The 15033-nt window shown below is 60.0% G+C and carries 15 protein-coding genes; 8 read left to right on the top strand and 7 right to left on the bottom strand.

Annotated elements, in window-relative coordinates; genetic code table 11:
- Positions 1–152: 152 nt before the first annotated feature.
- On the top strand, positions 153–998 hold the full coding sequence (locus DXB44_RS01250; protein ID WP_055185815.1) for a response regulator: 846 nt from the start codon (positions 153–155) through the stop codon (positions 996–998).
- 121 nt (positions 999–1119) lie between these two features.
- Here the strand turns inward: DXB44_RS01250 and DXB44_RS01245 are convergent, their stop codons facing one another.
- Positions 1120–1590, bottom strand: coding sequence for a methylated-DNA--[protein]-cysteine S-methyltransferase (locus DXB44_RS01245; RefSeq protein WP_055185816.1), 471 nt, complete (start codon positions 1588–1590; stop codon positions 1120–1122).
- Between the two features lie 87 nt (positions 1591–1677).
- Here DXB44_RS01245 and DXB44_RS01240 point away from each other — a divergent pair, with 87 nt between their 5' ends.
- From DXB44_RS01240 to bilS, 4 genes are all read left to right on the top strand, one after another.
- Positions 1678–2400: an NAD-dependent protein deacylase gene (locus tag DXB44_RS01240; RefSeq protein WP_118657446.1), complete on the top strand. Its 723-nt coding sequence runs from the start codon at positions 1678–1680 to the stop codon at positions 2398–2400.
- 91 nt (positions 2401–2491) lie between these two features.
- The gene (locus DXB44_RS01235) at positions 2492–3121 is read left to right on the top strand and encodes a hypothetical protein (RefSeq protein ID WP_118657445.1); all 630 of its coding nucleotides are present in this window, start codon (positions 2492–2494) and stop codon (positions 3119–3121) included.
- A gap of 27 nt (positions 3122–3148) precedes the next feature.
- Entirely contained in the window at positions 3149–4111 is a 963-nt protein-coding gene (locus DXB44_RS01230) for a D-2-hydroxyacid dehydrogenase (protein ID WP_118657444.1), read from the top strand.
- A 124-nt stretch (positions 4112–4235) separates the two neighbouring features.
- The gene (bilS, locus tag DXB44_RS01225) at positions 4236–4727 is read left to right on the top strand and encodes a flavodoxin family protein BilS (RefSeq protein WP_055185820.1); all 492 of its coding nucleotides are present in this window, start codon (positions 4236–4238) and stop codon (positions 4725–4727) included.
- 59 nt (positions 4728–4786) lie between these two features.
- Here the strand turns inward: bilS and DXB44_RS01220 are convergent, their stop codons facing one another.
- The 5 genes from DXB44_RS01220 to DXB44_RS14585 form a co-directional block, all read right to left on the bottom strand.
- Entirely contained in the window at positions 4787–5479 is a 693-nt protein-coding gene (locus DXB44_RS01220) for a peptidoglycan-binding domain-containing protein (protein ID WP_097779567.1), read from the bottom strand.
- Between the two features lie 3 nt (positions 5480–5482).
- Entirely contained in the window at positions 5483–8095 is a 2613-nt protein-coding gene (locus DXB44_RS01215; protein WP_118657443.1) for a peptidoglycan-binding protein, read from the bottom strand.
- Positions 8096–8222: 127 nt separating this feature from the next.
- A complete protein-coding gene (locus tag DXB44_RS01210) occupies positions 8223–9119 on the bottom strand; it encodes a TlpA disulfide reductase family protein (protein WP_118657442.1) in 897 nt (298 codons plus the stop codon).
- A gap of 4 nt (positions 9120–9123) precedes the next feature.
- Complete coding sequence (locus DXB44_RS01205) at positions 9124–10008, bottom strand: 4Fe-4S binding protein (RefSeq protein ID WP_118657441.1); 885 nt, start codon at positions 10006–10008, stop codon at positions 9124–9126.
- Complete coding sequence (locus DXB44_RS14585; protein WP_333490614.1) at positions 10001–10144, bottom strand: CD1871A family CXXC motif-containing protein; 144 nt, start codon at positions 10142–10144, stop codon at positions 10001–10003. The genes DXB44_RS01205 and DXB44_RS14585 overlap by 8 nt, the downstream gene beginning before the upstream one ends.
- Before the next feature lie 148 nt (positions 10145–10292).
- Here DXB44_RS14585 and DXB44_RS01200 point away from each other — a divergent pair, with 148 nt between their 5' ends.
- From DXB44_RS01200 to DXB44_RS01190, 3 genes are all read left to right on the top strand, one after another.
- Positions 10293–10970, top strand: coding sequence for a response regulator transcription factor (locus DXB44_RS01200; protein ID WP_055185824.1), 678 nt, complete (start codon positions 10293–10295; stop codon positions 10968–10970).
- The gene (locus DXB44_RS01195; RefSeq protein WP_118657440.1) at positions 10967–12112 is read left to right on the top strand and encodes a HAMP domain-containing sensor histidine kinase; all 1146 of its coding nucleotides are present in this window, start codon (positions 10967–10969) and stop codon (positions 12110–12112) included. Before DXB44_RS01200 ends, DXB44_RS01195 begins: the two co-directional genes overlap by 4 nt.
- Before the next feature lie 98 nt (positions 12113–12210).
- Complete coding sequence (locus DXB44_RS01190; RefSeq protein WP_118657439.1) at positions 12211–13092, top strand: aldose 1-epimerase family protein; 882 nt, start codon at positions 12211–12213, stop codon at positions 13090–13092.
- A 382-nt stretch (positions 13093–13474) separates the two neighbouring features.
- Here the strand turns inward: DXB44_RS01190 and proS are convergent, their stop codons facing one another.
- Entirely contained in the window at positions 13475–14914 is a 1440-nt protein-coding gene (gene proS / locus DXB44_RS01185; RefSeq protein WP_005922033.1) for a proline--tRNA ligase, read from the bottom strand.
- Positions 14915–15033: the final 119 nt, after the last annotated feature.

Here is a 15033-nt window from a genome sequence, read left to right as displayed (position 1 = left end):
AAAGTCTTGAAGATATAGGAAAAGATGGGCAAATATCCGGGCGAAAACGTTTCTTTTTTGGTTTTTTCCAGAAAATAACTTGCCTAAAAGTTTGTGGCGTGCTAAACTAACAGCGGGGAATTGTTTTGTGTAAGCAGACAGGGGGTGAAGCTATGAAAATACTGGTCGTGGATGACGGTCAGCTTGCGATCAATTCGCTGATCCGTATCCTGTGCCGGGTGGCACCGGACTGTGATTATATCAGTGCCATGACGACCGACGATGCCCTGACGTGGATGAGGCAGGGCCCGATGGATGCTGCCTTTTTGAACTTGGAAATGCCGGGGATGAATGGCCTTGCCCTTGCCCGTATGATCCAGAAATTGCAGCCCCGCTGCAATATCATCGTGGTCACCGAGCACCCGGAGTATGCGCTGGAAGCATTGCAGATCTTCGTCAGCGGTTTTCTGCTCAAGCCCGCCAACGAGGCCGATGTGCGCAATGTGCTGGAAAACCTGCGTTACCCGCCGGAGACTGCGCCGGTGGGTATCAAGATCCAGTGTTTCGGCAATTTCGAGATCTTTGTGGGCGGACGTCCGCTCTCCTTCAAGCGCAGTAAGAGCAAGGAGCTGCTGGCCTACCTTGTGGACCGCAACGGTGCCACCTGCACCAACGGCGAGATGCTGGCTATTTTGTGGGAAGATAAGCCCGATACCGCCTCGCTGCACAGCCATCTGCGCAATTTGATCTTTGACCTCAGCCATACGCTGGAGGATGCAGGGGTCAACGGGCTGCTGGTACGCGGCCGCAGCACGCTGGCGCTAGATACCAGCAAGGTGGATTGCGACTATTATAACTTCCTACGGGGAGACCGCTCGGCCTTCAACTCCTACCGGGGCGAGTATATGACCCAGTATTCCTGGGCAGAGGTTACCCGTTCGGCGCTGCGCCAGCAGGCCGCAGCTACGCCCAAAAGCGGGTCGATCCCAAGCTATTACGTCCCGCCCACGGGCTTTTAAAACTGCATAAAACACAAAAGGCTGTTGCGCGATGATGCGCAGCGGCCTTTTTTCCTTTTATGGGTTTGAAAGTGGGGCAAGGGAATGCCCGCAGGCGTGCTGTTATCCTATAATAAATTGCTTAAAACCGCTCCAATTCCAGCAGATATTCCTTGATCTCCAACCCCTCGGCGTAGCCGGTCAGACTGCCGTCTGCGCCAATGACCCGGTGGCAGGGCACCACGATGCACAGCGGGTTGCGGTGGCAGGCGCTGCCCACAGCGCGGCTGGCTTTGGGTTTGCCCAGCGCCGCCGCCAGCTGTCCGTAGGTGCGCACCTCCCCGTAGGGAATCTTGCGCAGCTGCGCCCATACCGCCTGCTGAAAGGGCGTGCCTTTTGCCGCCAGCGGCAGGTCGAACTCCCGGCGCACCCCGGCAAAATATTCGTTCAGCTGCTCCTCGGCCTCCTGTAACAGGGGCGTCTCCACCACCCTGCGGGGGAGTGGTTCCAGCTCCGGTGCGCCGTCCGGGCAAAAATGTACCCCGCACAGCGCGTCGTTTTCCTCCTCCAAGCAAATGGCTCCAAGGATGCTGTTGATGTACCAGACGTTCAAAACCGGCCTCTTCCTTTCCTGCAAGAATGTGCTATACTGGTACTATCTTAACACAAAAGCTTCCATGAGGAAAGGGGCGTTTCAACTATGGTCAAGGCACTGGAAGACATCATTGCAAAAAGCAGTAGCATCGTCTTTTTCGGCGGCGCGGGCGTTTCTACGGAGAGCGGCATCCCGGATTTCCGCAGTGTGGACGGGCTGTACCACCAGAAATACGACTACCCGCCCGAAACCATCCTCAGCCATACCTTCTGGGAGGAAAACCCGGAGGAGTTTTACCGTTTTTACCGCGATAAGATGATCGTAAAGGGCGCAAAGCCCAACGCTGCCCATCTGCGGCTGGCAAAACTGGAACAGCAGGGTAAGCTGCGGGCGGTGGTCACCCAGAACATTGACGGGCTGCATCAGGCGGCGGGCAGCAAAACGGTGTACGAGCTGCACGGCAGCACCCTGCGCAACTACTGCACCCGCTGCGGTAAGTTCTACGATGTGGATTTTATCGCAAACAGCACCGGCGTGCCCCGCTGTACCGAGTGCGGCGGCATCGTAAAGCCGGACGTGGTGCTTTACGAGGAGGGCTTGGACGAACAGGTGCTGTCCGGCGCGGTGGATGCCATCCGCCATGCCGATACTCTTATCATCGGCGGCACCAGTCTGGTGGTGTACCCCGCCGCTGGGCTCATCCGGTACTTCCGGGGCGACAATTTGGTGGTCATCAATATGCAGCCCACCGGAGCCGATGCATCCGCCGACTTGTGCATCGCAAAGCCCATTGGGCAGGTGCTGAGCGAGGACGTTTCGCTGGACTGATTTTTGCACTGTAAGGTGCGCTGTTTCGCGCCGGTTTGCACGCAGTTTTTCGTATGCTGATGGAAAGAACATCAGAACGGAGGAACTGCAAATGATCCAGGTATGCGACCCGCCGCGTCAGCGGCAGGTGCGGCGGCTTTCCGCCGAAGAATTTTTTACATTGGTGCGCTGCGGCGGGGCGGGGTTCTACCGTCCCCGTACCGAGGTGCTACGGATGCTGACCGCAGGCGAGGCGTGGGGCACAGCCGGGGCGGCGCTGCTGGTGCTGCCCCTCACCGCCGATACCGCCGCCGCAGCAGCACTGCGCAGCTGGCTGGGACGCAGGCAGCTGGAAGGCGGTTGTCTGCTCACTCCGCTGGTGAGTACCGGTACGGAGCTGCCCGCCCGGCTGGTGGAAATTGCCGCAGCTCGGGCAGACCGGCTGCGCCGCAAGGGTACGGCATGGGCAGTGGTGGAGTGCACCGAAACGGCGGCAGCGCTGTTGCCGCTGTATTTCCGGCAGGGCTTCGGACTGCGGGCGCTGCGCCCGCTGGAAAGCCTTGCGCCCTGCTTTTTGCTGCGCACCGGCTGCGCGCCCGTCCGCACTGCGCCGGTGTGGGTGCCGCTGGAGGACAGGGTACAGCTGGCGCTGCTGCTGGCAAAGGGCTATGCTGCACTGGACAGCCGCCCCTACGGCGGCAGTCTTGCACTGGCGCTCTATCCGCTGAAAGAAACGGAATGACGTAAACCAGAGAGGGAATGAGAAATTATGAAGGCAGTGATTCTGGAAAGCTATGTGATGGAAGAAGGGGACTTGGACTGGTCCGGGGTAAAGGCACTGGTGCCGGACACCACCAGCTATGTGCGCACCGACTACGCCGATATTGCGCCCCGCATCGGGGATGCAGAGCTGGTGCTCATCAACAAGTGCCGCATTGACGAAGCAGTGTTGGCGCAGTGCCCGAACCTCAAGTGGGTGGGCATCATCGCCACCGGCACGGATAATATCGACCTTGATGCCTGCCGCCGCCATGGGGTGGCAGTAGCCAACGTGCCGGGGTATTCTACTTACAGCGTGGCGCAGATGACCTTCAGCCTGCTGCTGGCCATCTGCCAGTGCGCCCAGCGGTACGACCGGGCGGTAAAGGCCGGGTACTGGCAGCTGGGCATCCCGGCAGAATATGGTCTGCTGCCGCAGGTGGAGCTGCTGGGCAAGACCTTTGGCATCTACGGCTACGGCAGCATTGGCCGCCAGACCGCCCGCATTGCAAAAGCCTTTGGCATGGAGGTGCTGGTGTGCACCCGCACGGTGCGCCCGGAGTATGCCGCCGATGGGGTGGAGTTTGTGGACTTTGACACCCTGCTTGCCCGCAGCGATGTGCTCAGCCTGCACTGCCCGGCCACCCCGGAAACCCGCGGGCTGATAAGCCGGGAAGCCCTTGCAAAAATGAAGCCCGGTGCTATTTTGCTGAACACCGCCCGGGGCGCACTGGTGGACGAAGAAGCCGTAGCCGATGCGCTGGAAAGCGGGAAGCTTGCCTTTTACGGTGCCGATGCTTTTGCCACTGAGCCGCTGCCGCCCCAAAGCCGTCTGCGCGGCCTGCCGGGCGCGGTGCTCACGCCGCATATCGCGTGGACTACCAAGGAAGCGCTGCAGCGGCTGATGGACATCACCACCGGCAACCTGCGCAGCTTTCTGGCCGGGAAAGGCGAGAATATCGTCAACCCTTGATTTTGACAGGGCACTGTACTATACTGTTCCATGATTTCAGGCTCTCACGGCAAAGGAACTGCCGTAAAATAACGTATGCACAAGAGCATCCGGCAGCTTTGCCGCTGCTCTGAGGGAGGTAAAAATGAGCTACGCCATCGTATTCAGCAGCAAAACCGGCAACACCGCACTGCTGGCACAGACCCTGCAGGAGCAACTGCCGCAGGCAGACTGCTGCTATTTCGGCGCACCGGACGCTGCCGCATTGGCAGCAGATACCCTGTATGTGGGCTTTTGGACGGACAAGGGCAAGGCCGACGCCGACACGCTGGATTTTTTGAAGCAGCTGCGCGGCAAGCGGGTGTTTCTGTTCGGCACCGCAGGCTTTGGCGGCAGTGCACCCTACTTTGAAAAGATCCTTGCCGCCACCCGGAAGGCGCTGGACGGGAGCAATACCGTCATCGGCAGCTTTATGTGTCAGGGCAAGATGCCGGTGTCCGTCCGGCAGCGGTACGAGGCCATGAAGGCAAAGCCTTTGCACATCCCCAATCTGGACGCCCTGATCGAAAACTTCGACAAGGCGCTCTCCCACCCGGATGCCGCAGATCTGGAACAGCTGAAACAGGCTGTAAAATAAGTGAAAAAGAGCGACCGCACATGGTTTTGTGCGGCCGCTTTTTCTGTATGGGACAAACGCTAGTCAATGGTGGTTTTGGTACGTCCGATGCCGATGACGGCGGTGGAGATCTTTTTCCAGCTGTCGCAGCCGCATACGCCGTCCACCCGCAGGCTGGTGCGTTTCTGGTAGCCGCGCAGCGCCTGCTCGGTGCGGGCACCAAAGATGCCGTCGATACGGCTGCCGGTCTGGTAGCCAAGGGTGGAAAGTGCGTCCTGCAAGATCATGACATAGCAGCCCCGGCTGCCCCGGCGCAGGGTGGGGTAGCCTGCGGTGGTGCCGCTGCACGCCGGGGTGCCGTAGCGGCGGTCAAAGTGCACCCATGTGGGGGTCTGGCTCAGCGGCTCCACATAGCCCCATGCGCCGGTAGCGCGGGCGGCGTTGTAAATGGCGGTGCGCTGGCGCTGGTCAAGGCTTTGCCCTACGTCAAACGCTACCCCTGCATAGTGCTGGCTGCGGGTGCCGTGACCGCCCTCCCAGATGCGGCGGAAGGCGTACCCTACCGGGATGCCCCTGCCGTATTTGCGGCGGGTCAGGTTCCACGCTTCCATAGCGGCAATGGTGGTCCACAGGGTAGGGCTGGCCGATTTTCCCCGGAACTCCCGCAGCCGCAGGGTGGTCAGGGTGCTGTAAGGCATGGGGTCGTTCTCGTTCAGGTTTGTGTAGGTGTACACCTTGTTTTCGTAGGCGTCATAGATCAAAAGGCGTGCCATCCCTCATTCCTCCTTCTCACAGCCGCAGGGGTCAGTGCATTGGGCTTGCAAAGCGTGCCATGTTTCGCGGTACACGATGCCGTTTACCGGGTGCAGCCCCGCCTGCTGCTGGACAGCCCGCACGGCAGCGGCGTCTGACGCGCCAAAGCGGTTGTTATCGGCCACATAGCCCTCGCCGCAGGAAAGCTGTGCCCGGCGGTTGAGCCAGCGCTCCACCTGTCCTACCTCCTGCCCGGCGCTGCCTTCGGCGATGGCGCGCCCCGGGTAGGCAGTGCTGGGCGGGGTGTCCCGGTCGGGGTTTGGGGCATGAGCGGCCAGCTGCAAACTCAGCGCCTCCACCGCTGTCCATGTGTCAGCATCTGCAATGCCGGTCTGCTCCAGCCCTAATAGCTGCTGGGCGCTGCGGGTGGCGGCGGCAGTCTCGTCGGTATAACGGTCGGCAAGGGGCGGAGCTTCCACGCTGGAAAAATAATAGGCGATGCGCTGCAAAAGCAGATTGTAGTACAGCACGGTCTCGCCGCTGCTGCCCACTGTCAGCGGCGTGCCGGGGTAGGGCAGACGCTTTAAGGTGACCACCGGGCCGGAGGAGCGCAGCTGGCTGGCGCGGCCGTAGAGGGAGTTCCATGTGGTGCGCCCCACTATGCCGTCCACGGTAAGCCCCGCAAACCGCTGGTACGCCCGCACCGCCCGCTCGGTGTCCGCGCCAAACTTTCCGTCAATGCTTACCGGCGGGATGCTGCTCTCGTAGGCGCTCATGAGGTAGAGGTAAAATTGCAGTTCCCGCACCGCTGTGCCGGCAGAGCCGGTGCGCAGCACGCCCGGGTACTCGCCGGGGCGCAGGGAAGAGGAGAGCAGCCGGTTGGCGATATCGTTGTACACCTCGTACAGCTTTTGCCATGTGGTGCGCCCCACCACCCCGTCTGCCGTCAGCCCGAAATAGCGCTGGAACCGCCGCACAGCCGCTGCCGTATCCGCGCCGAATTTTCCGTCCACGGTCACGCTTTCAAGGCTTGTGTACACGGTGCGAGCGATCTTCAGCCAGAACTGCACCAGCCGCACATTCTGCCCGGAGGCACCCTCCCGCAGCGGCGTGCCGGGGTAGGCGTTGGGGGTGCCGTTGTCGGACTGGATGCTCAAAAATTCGTCGTACAACTCCTTCCAGGTAGTCTGCCCCACTATGCCGTCTACGGTAAGGCCGTATTTGCGCTGGAAAGCGCGCACCGCATTGGCGGTGGCAGTGCCGTATACGCCGTCTACCGTTACGGAGGGGATGGCACTGTCGTACTGCGCCAGCGTGTTCAGCCAGAACTGTACCTGCTCCACAGCGCTGCCGGAAGCACCGGTGCTCAGCACCGTGCCGTTCCATGTGCCGTTGGACAGGGTGCCGGTGGAAGTCTCGCCCTCGCTGGTCAACTCGGCGAGGTCCTTTACCGATACATAGATGTAGCTGATCTTGTACCATGTCTGCCGCCCAACCACACCGTCGGCGGTCAGGTTGAACTGCTTCTGGAACGCCCGCACCGTGGCGGCCATCCGGCTGCCGAATACGCCATCCACCGTCAGTTTGCCAAGGAAGGGATAGTCCTTGGCGATGCGGTTCAGCTGCCTTTGCAGGGTGAACACCGCCGCGCCGCGGCTGCCCTGTCGCAGCGGTGTACCGGGGTAGCTCTGCGGGATGGAGCGGATATTCTTGGTGCGCACGATCTCGATGCTGCTGCCGTAGTAGTAGCGTAAGATCTGCAAGGCGCTGCGCCCGTTGTTGGCCAGTGTCACCGTGCCCCACTGCTTGAGCCCCGGGCAGGTGACCGACTTACCGTCGCAGTACTCGGAATAATAGGGGTTCACCGTACCGCTTTTGCGCAGATAGGTGTTGAAGATATCGTCTGTAATGCGCACCATCACCTCGAACACCGTGCGCCCGTGGACGTAGTACTGGTCGTAGCTGGTGGAGTTGGTAATGTTGAAGGTGTAGCCCTTGCTGGGGTACCATTCGGTGTAGATGCGGTTCAGCGCCAGCGAGATCTGGCAGTGGATGTTCGCCCGCAGTGCCTGCTCCGGCCAAGTAGGGTACACCTCGCTGGAGGCCACGTTTGCGATATAGTCCCGGAAGGACACCGTCACGTTGCGGGCGGCAGCTGCCGGTTTGCCCAGATGCACCGTGATATTTTTTGGGATGACGACCTGATCCAGCACCCGGGGCGTGCAGTGCTGCACCGGCTGCGGGCCGCTGCCGCCGCTGCCCGCAAACAAAGCGTGCGGCGGGATGACGATGGGCGCGTTCGGGATGTCCCGGTCTTCCTCGGTGACGGGCAGCATCTGGGGCTGCGCCAGCGTTACCTGCCCGGCAAAGATCTGCACGCCCTCAATGCGCACGGTGCGGTAGCCGGGCTTTGCGGCGGTCAGGCTGACAATGGCGTAGGGGCGGGTGGTGTTGTCCTCGTCCAGAGAGAGGGCGCAGGCGGGGGCTTCAATGGGGATATCGGCCGCGCTGCCGGTGGCATCAGTGATGCGGTGCAGGGTAAAGCCGTCCCCCTGCACCGCAACGGTCACCCCCTCCACGGGGGCAGACTGGCGTGCCGCAAAGGTCTGGATGCGGAGAGTTCCGGTGTTTTTCATGGAGATACGCTCCTTTACTGGTAAAAGTATGCTTCTGCCCCCAGCGTATTCCGTCCGGCGCCCGGGCGTGCATGGCAATGCCCGCAGTAAACAAAAAAGCCGCCCGGAGGCGGCAGGGGAGAATAGCTTATTTGGCGCTATCCTTGGCAAGGGCGGCGTCAATATTTTTTTGCAGGGCGGCAAGGTTTTCTTCCTTGTCGATGCCGCCCAACAGGGGCTGACCCACAACGTTGCCGTCCCGGTCAAAGACGTAGGTGGTGGGGAAGGCCATGATGTTCAGTGCGAACTTGCCGGCGTCGCTGCCGGAGGCAAAGTAGATATTGCGGTAGCTTGCGCCCTTTGCAGCCAGCAGTTTTTTGGCGGCTTCGATGCCCTGCTGGTTGCCGTCCAGCGTCTCGGTGTTGATGCCGATGACCTCGCCGCCCTGCGCCTTGACCTTCTCGTTCAGGGCGTTCAGGTCGTCCAGTTCCTCCACGCAGGGCTTGCAGCCGTTGAACCAGAAGTTTACCACCGTAAAGGCGTTGCCCGCAAACAGGCTGTTGTCCACCGGGTTGCCCTCTAAATCGCTGCCCTCAAACTGGGGGAAGGCAGTGCCCTGTGCGGCAGCACTGGAGGCGGCCGCGTCCGCGGGGGCAAGGGCTGCGATCTGATTCTCGATATCCCGAATCTTTTCTGCATCGGCGGTCAGGGTCTTGTACTCCTCGTCCGAGAATTGGTCCTTTGCCTTTTCCACGGCGCTGCGCAGAAAATCGCCGTAGTTCGTGCTGAGGGTGGTCTCAGTCACGTTTTTGTCCATGGAGGAGAACACCTTCTCCCACAGGGCATCGTTTGCGGAAAGGATCTCGTTTTCCTCGGCCAGCAGCTGCTCCTCGGTCTTGCCTTCTGCTGCCGCAGAGGAAGCGGAAGAAGATGCAGAGGAGGCAGAGGATGCAGAGGATGCAGAGGACGCGCCCTGCCCGCAGGCGGCAAGGCTGAAGGCCAGCACAAGGCTGAGCGAAAGTGCGGTTACACGGTTGAATTTCATGGTTTTACTCCTTTGTTGTTTCGGTGTTTGATTGGTCTCCCAGCCCGAATTTGTACTGGATGGCATCTGTGGGGCAGGCTTTCATGCACATCCCGCAGCGGATACATTCGGCGTGGTTGGGGGTCTTGGTAATGTCTACGTCCATCTTGCAAGCCTTTGCACAGGCACCGCAGGAGACGCATTTGTGGGTGTCTACGCGCATCTGGAACAGCGAGACCTTATTCAGCAGCGCATAGAACGCACCCAGCGGGCACAGCCACTTGCAGAAGGGGCGGTAGAACACCACGCTGCCCACAATGACTGCCAGCAGAATGCAGGCTTTCCATGTGAACAGTTTGCCCAGCGCGGCGCGGATGCCCGCATTGGTCAGGGAGAGGGGAATAGCGCCTTCCAGCACGCCCTGCGGGCAGAGATACTTGCAGAAGAACGGGTCGCCCATGCCCAGCTCGTTGACCGCCAGCAATGGCAGCAGCACCACCATGACCAGCAGCACCACATACTTTAAATAGCGCAGCGGCTTTAGCTTTTTGGTGGAAAGCTTGGGAGAGGGGATCTTGTGCAAAAGCTCCTGAAACCACCCAAACGGGCAGAGGAAACCGCAGATGAACCGTCCCAGCAGCACCCCGAAAAGGATCAGGATGCCGGTGATGTAGTAGGAAAAGCGGAATTTGGAAGAGCCCACCACCGCTTGGAACGCTCCCACCGGGCAGGCACCGGCAGCGCCCGGGCAGGAATAGCAGTTCAGCCCCGGTACGCAGACGTATTTTCCGCTGCCCTGATACAGCGTCCCTTTAGCAAAGTTGGGCAGGTGGATGTTGGTCAAAAGGGTCGCCCCAGCCTGTATAAAGCCCCGGAAGCGAGCAAGGGGATTTAGTTTTTTCTTATCCAATGCCTACACACTCCATACACAGCCGGATGGCTTTTGAAAATACGGTGTCGGCCTCGCCCCGCCATACGCCGAAGAGCAGCATCAGCACTCCGGCGGCAAGCAAAAGCAACTGCGCCTGTTTTTTTGTCATGAACATCATAGCCTCCTGTTGTTTGATGGCACCAGTATACACTATCCGGGATAAAATTTCTGCTAAGAAAATCTTAACACGAATCTTAACACCGTCTGCTATAATCTGTTATAATGAAAAAAACGCAATTTTTATGGGAAGGGTGGAACACAAGATGCGTCTTTTGGTGGTAGAGGACGAGCACTCCCTGCGGGAGGACATTGCCCGGAAGCTGCGGCTGTCCGGGTACGAGGTGGATGCCTGTGCAGATGGCGAAGCCGCACTGGAAGCACTGGCGGCAGAGCGGTACGACCTTGTACTGCTGGACCTCAACCTGCCCAAGGTGGACGGGATGCAGGTGCTGCGCAGCTTACGGCAGCACGACCTTGAGACCTGTGTGCTGATCTTATCGGCGCGCAGCGAGATCGCAGATAAGGTGGAGGGACTGGATGCCGGTGCGAACGATTATCTTTCCAAGCCTTTCCACCTTGCAGAATTGGAAGCCCGGGTGCGCAGCCTGACCCGGCGTAAATTCATCCAGCAGGACGTCTGCCTGTGCTGCGGGCGGCTCAGCTTCAACACCCGCAGCCGCGTTGCCACGGTGGATGGTCAGACCCTTGCGCTGACGCGGAAGGAGAGCGGCGTGCTGGAATATCTGCTGCTGCATCAGGGACGCCCGGTCAGTCAGGAAGAGCTGATTGAGCACGTCTGGGACGGCAGCGTGGACAGCTTCAGCAACTCCATCCGGGTACATATCTCTGCCCTGCGCAAAAAGCTGCGGGCGGCGCTGGGCTACGACCCCATCCGCAACCGCATCGGGGAAGGCTACGAGATCGGAGGCGAGGCGCAATGAAGCATTTATCCCTGCAATGGCGCATCACCCTGCTGACGGCGCTGCTCATCGCCTGCGCCTGCGTGTGCATGAACCTGCTTTTATACCGCACCGGCGTTACCGGCATGGATGCCCTTAACGGCTTTATGATGCAGTATCAGCCCGGCAGCGCGGATTCGTTGACCATCGAGATCCCGCAGGAGGAAATGTCCAGCCTGCTGGCGCATTTTTCACAGGAAGTCTACGATGCAAAGGTGGTTTTTGGCCGCAAGGGCTGGTGCATCACCGCTGTGGTCACTATTGTCAGTGCCGCCATCGCTTATTTTGTCAGCGGCAGAGCGCTGAAACCGTTGCAGCAGCTTGCGCAGCAGGCGCAGCGGGTCGATCAGGACAGCATTGCCACCGCCCGTCTGGATGAAAACACCGTGCAGGAATTCGGGCAGCTGAGCCGGTCGGTAAACCGGATGCTGGATGGTTTGGCACAGTCCTTTGAATTACAACGGCAGTTTGCAGGCAACGCCGCCCACGAGCTGCGCACCCCACTGGCTATTTTGCAGACGAAGCTGGAACTGTTTGCAGAGGAGCACCCAGCCATGGATGCCGAGACTGCCGGGTTGGTCAGCTCTCTGCGGGAGCAGCTGGATCGCCTGACCGCCCTAGTGCGCACTTTATTAGAGATGAGCAATCTGCAATCGGTCTTCCGTACCGACCAGATCGCCCTTGCGCCGCTGGTGGAGGAAATTTTGACCGACCTGACCCCCCTTGCCCAGAAAAACAATATCTCCTTGCAGCAGGACTGTGCGGAACTGGGCATGGTGGGCAGCGATGCGCTGATCTACCGGCTGGTGTTCAATCTGGTGGAAAACGGTATCAAGTATAACCGCCCCGGCGGCGCGGTGCGCGTCACTCTGCGGCGGGAAAAGCAGGCCGCCGTGCTGCGCGTTGCGGATACCGGCCCGGGCATCCCCGCAGACTGCCGGGAGAGCATCTTCCAGCCCTTTTTCCGGGTGGATAAGTCCCGCAGCCGGGAGATGGGCGGCGTGGGGCTTGGCCTTGCCCTTGTGCGGGAAATCGCCGTGCTGCACGGCGGCAGTGTGACTGTGGAGAGCAGCAACGAAAACGGCACCACCTTTGTCGTTACTCTGCCGCTGACGCCGCGGTGATGAAGCCCGGCAGACTGGGGCTTTATTTTTGGCACACGGGGGAGTATACTGGAAACAGCAGGCCCTGGAAAATAAGAAGGACAAAGGAGATACTGAAAATGCAGGCAACCATTCAAAACGAATTTCTGACCCTGACTGTGGACACCCACGGTGCAGAGGCCGTCAGCCTGAAGAACGCCGCAGGCGAAGAGATGCTCTGGCAGGCCGACCCCGCCATCTGGAAGCGCCACGCGCCCATCCTGTTCCCATGGACGGGCAAGCTGGTGGACGGCACCTTTACCGCCAAGGGCAAAACATGGAAGGGCGGTCAGCACGGCTTTGCCCGGGATCTGGAGCACACCTTGCTGCAGGCAGAAGGGGACACCATCCAACTGGAGCTGCGGGCGGACGATGCCATCAAGGCAGAGCGTTTTCCCTATGACTTTGTGCTCACCAGCACCTTCCGGCTGGAGGGCAAGACCGTGCACCACACCTTGCAGGTGACGAACCCCGGCACGGAGGAGCTGCGCTTCGGCATTGGTTTTCATCCGGCATTCAACATCCCGTTCGATGCCAAGCATACCACCACTGACTACGAGTTCCGTTTTGACCGGCCGGAAAGCCCGGTCATCCTTGACGCCCGCCCCAACGGCCTGCTGAGCGGCAAGAGTTATTACCAGTGGAAGAACCAGCAGGCTATCCCGCTGACCGATGACCTGTTTGCCAACGACAGCTTCTGCATGGCAGGCCTGCGCACCGGCACCATCGGCATCTGCGAGAAGGACACCGGCCGCAATATCACCTGCAAGGTGGAGGGCTACCCCTATTCGCTCATCTGGTCGGCTCCCGCAAAACCGGTGCGCTTTGTGTGCATTGAGCCGTGGCACAGCCTGCCCGCAGCTGTTACCGACCCGCAGGACTGGGAGCAGCGCGCCGCAGCCGCCTGCCTTGCCCCCGGCGAAAGCTGGCAGACCACCCTCAGCACCACCTTTGACCGGTAAGAAAAAAGCACGCAGAAACGAAACGGCGTGCTCTTGACAGAAACCTCAAAAGCGGGTATACTGTAAATAGAAAAGGCACTGCGACAAGCGGTCAGCCCTTTTGATGAACCGTCTTAGAAACTAAGAACCGTCACCGGCCAGGGTGGCGGTTCTCGCTTTTTACCTTGATGGTAAATACCAATCCGAAGATATGGAACGTCAAAGTAATTGGCATAAGCTTCACCTCCTTTCGGAAGTGGGGCCGAACCGCCTGCCGTTATGTGCAGTGCCTTGCTGCCGAAGCAGCAATTCTATAATAGCATATAATTCGACAAATGACAAGTAAAACCCCCGGAGCGTTTTTTGCTCCGGGGGTTTTGTATCGGGTCAGAAAAACAGATGCTTAGTAAGCAACGCCCCAGTAGACCATGGCCTTGGCGGGCTTGCCGCAGCAGGGGCACACATCGCTGAGCTGTTCCTGCTCAAAGGGCATGCAGCGGCTGGAAAGTCCGGCCTCTTCCTTCATCTTCATCTCGCAGGCCAGATCGCCGCACCACATGGTCTTGATGTAGCCGGTGTTGGCCTTTGCCAGCTCCTTCACCTCGTCCATAGTGGTGGCAGCCCAAGTGCGCTTTTCGCGGTTTTCCAGCGCACGCTGGTACAGATCCTTGCGCAGAGCTTCCAGCTGGGCGGGGATGGCGGTCTCCAGCTCGTCCAAGCTTACAAAGACCTTCTCGCGGGTGTCGCGGCGCACCAGAACGCACTGGTTCTTTTCCAGATCCTTGGGGCCGATCTCAAGGCGCAGGGGCACGCCCTTCATCTCCCACTGGGCAAACTTCCAGCCGGGGGCATTGTCGCTGTCGTCCAGCTTCACGCGGGCGTACTTGCTGATCTTCTCGGCCAGCTCGGCAGCCTTCTCGGAGACGCCGGGTTTGTGGGCAGCAATGGGTACCACCACCACCTGAATGGGGGCAATGGCCGGGGGCAGGATCAGACCGTCGTCGTCACCGTGGGTCATGATGATAGCACCCACCAGACGGGTGGAAACGCCCCAGCTGGTCTGGAACGGATGATGCAGCTGGTTGTCGCGGCCGGTAAAGGTGACATCGTAAGCCTTGCTGAACTTGTCGCCAAAGTAGTGGCTGGTGCCGCTCTGCAAAGCCTTGCCATCCTTCATCATGGCCTCGATGGTGTAGGTGGCCTCGGCACCGGCAAACTTTTCCTTGTCGGTCTTGCGGCCCTTCACCACGGGAATCGCCAGATCCTGCTCGCAGGTGTCTGCGTAGCAGTTCAGCTGCTGCTGGGTCTCAGCCTCGGCTTCGGCAGCGGTCTCATGGATGGTGTGACCCTCCTGCCACCAGAACTCGCGGCTGCGCAGGAAGGGACGGGTGGTCTTTTCCCAGCGCACCACGCTACACCACTGGTTGTACTTCATGGGAAGCTCGCGGTAGCTGTGCAGCACGCGGGACCAGTGATCGCAGAACATGGTCTCGCTGGTGGGACGCACCGCCAGACGCTCTTCCAGCTTGTCGGAGCCGCCCATCGTGACCCACGCCACCTCCGGCGCGAAGCCATTGACGAGCTCGCCTTCCTTCTGCAGCAGGCTCTCCGGGATCAGCACCGGCATAGCCACATTCTCATGGCCGGTAGCCTTGAACCGGGCATCCAGATCCTTCTGGATCAGCTCCCAGATGGCCTGACCATAGGGGCGCAGGATGATAAAGCCCTTCACACTGGAATACTCCACCAGCTCTGCCTTTACGCAGATGTCGGTGTACCACTGTGCAAAGTTTTCTTCCTGACTGGTGATCGCCTGCACGAGCTTCTTGTTGTCTTTTGCCATTTTGTTATATCCTCCCAAGGCCGTGCGCCAAACGCTTTGCGTTCCGCACGAACCATAATAAAGCCCCGCCTGCCTGCACGGCCGTGTGCCGCACTGCAAAGGCGGGGCTTTTGCCTAAA

Source organism: Faecalibacterium sp. OM04-11BH, assembly GCF_003482185.1.
In the GTDB taxonomy this organism is placed as follows: Bacteria; Bacillota; Clostridia; order Oscillospirales; family Ruminococcaceae; genus Faecalibacterium; species Faecalibacterium tardum.
Note: the sequence above shows the minus strand (reverse complement) of the source record. Positions and strands in the feature narration are given on the sequence as shown.

Excerpts from the sequence above, each read along its gene's own strand:
- DXB44_RS01250 (WP_055185815.1), top strand. The coding sequence starts at position 153 with ATGAAAATACTGGTCGTGGATGACGGTCAGCTTGCGATCAATTCGCTG.
- DXB44_RS01240 (WP_118657446.1), top strand. The coding sequence starts at position 1,678 with ATGGTCAAGGCACTGGAAGACATCATTGCAAAAAGCAGTAGCATCGTC.
- DXB44_RS01235 (WP_118657445.1), top strand. The coding sequence starts at position 2,492 with ATGATCCAGGTATGCGACCCGCCGCGTCAGCGGCAGGTGCGGCGGCTT.
- DXB44_RS01230 (WP_118657444.1), top strand. The coding sequence starts at position 3,149 with ATGAAGGCAGTGATTCTGGAAAGCTATGTGATGGAAGAAGGGGACTTG.
- bilS (WP_055185820.1), top strand. The coding sequence starts at position 4,236 with ATGAGCTACGCCATCGTATTCAGCAGCAAAACCGGCAACACCGCACTG.
- DXB44_RS01220 (WP_097779567.1), bottom strand. The coding sequence starts at position 5,479 with ATGGCACGCCTTTTGATCTATGACGCCTACGAAAACAAGGTGTACACC.
- DXB44_RS01215 (WP_118657443.1), bottom strand. The coding sequence starts at position 8,095 with ATGAAAAACACCGGAACTCTCCGCATCCAGACCTTTGCGGCACGCCAG.
- DXB44_RS01210 (WP_118657442.1), bottom strand. The coding sequence starts at position 9,119 with ATGAAATTCAACCGTGTAACCGCACTTTCGCTCAGCCTTGTGCTGGCC.
- DXB44_RS14585 (WP_333490614.1), bottom strand. The coding sequence starts at position 10,144 with ATGTTCATGACAAAAAAACAGGCGCAGTTGCTTTTGCTTGCCGCCGGA.
- DXB44_RS01200 (WP_055185824.1), top strand. The coding sequence starts at position 10,293 with ATGCGTCTTTTGGTGGTAGAGGACGAGCACTCCCTGCGGGAGGACATT.
- DXB44_RS01195 (WP_118657440.1), top strand. The coding sequence starts at position 10,967 with ATGAAGCATTTATCCCTGCAATGGCGCATCACCCTGCTGACGGCGCTG.
- DXB44_RS01190 (WP_118657439.1), top strand. The coding sequence starts at position 12,211 with ATGCAGGCAACCATTCAAAACGAATTTCTGACCCTGACTGTGGACACC.
- proS (WP_005922033.1), bottom strand. The coding sequence starts at position 14,914 with ATGGCAAAAGACAACAAGAAGCTCGTGCAGGCGATCACCAGTCAGGAA.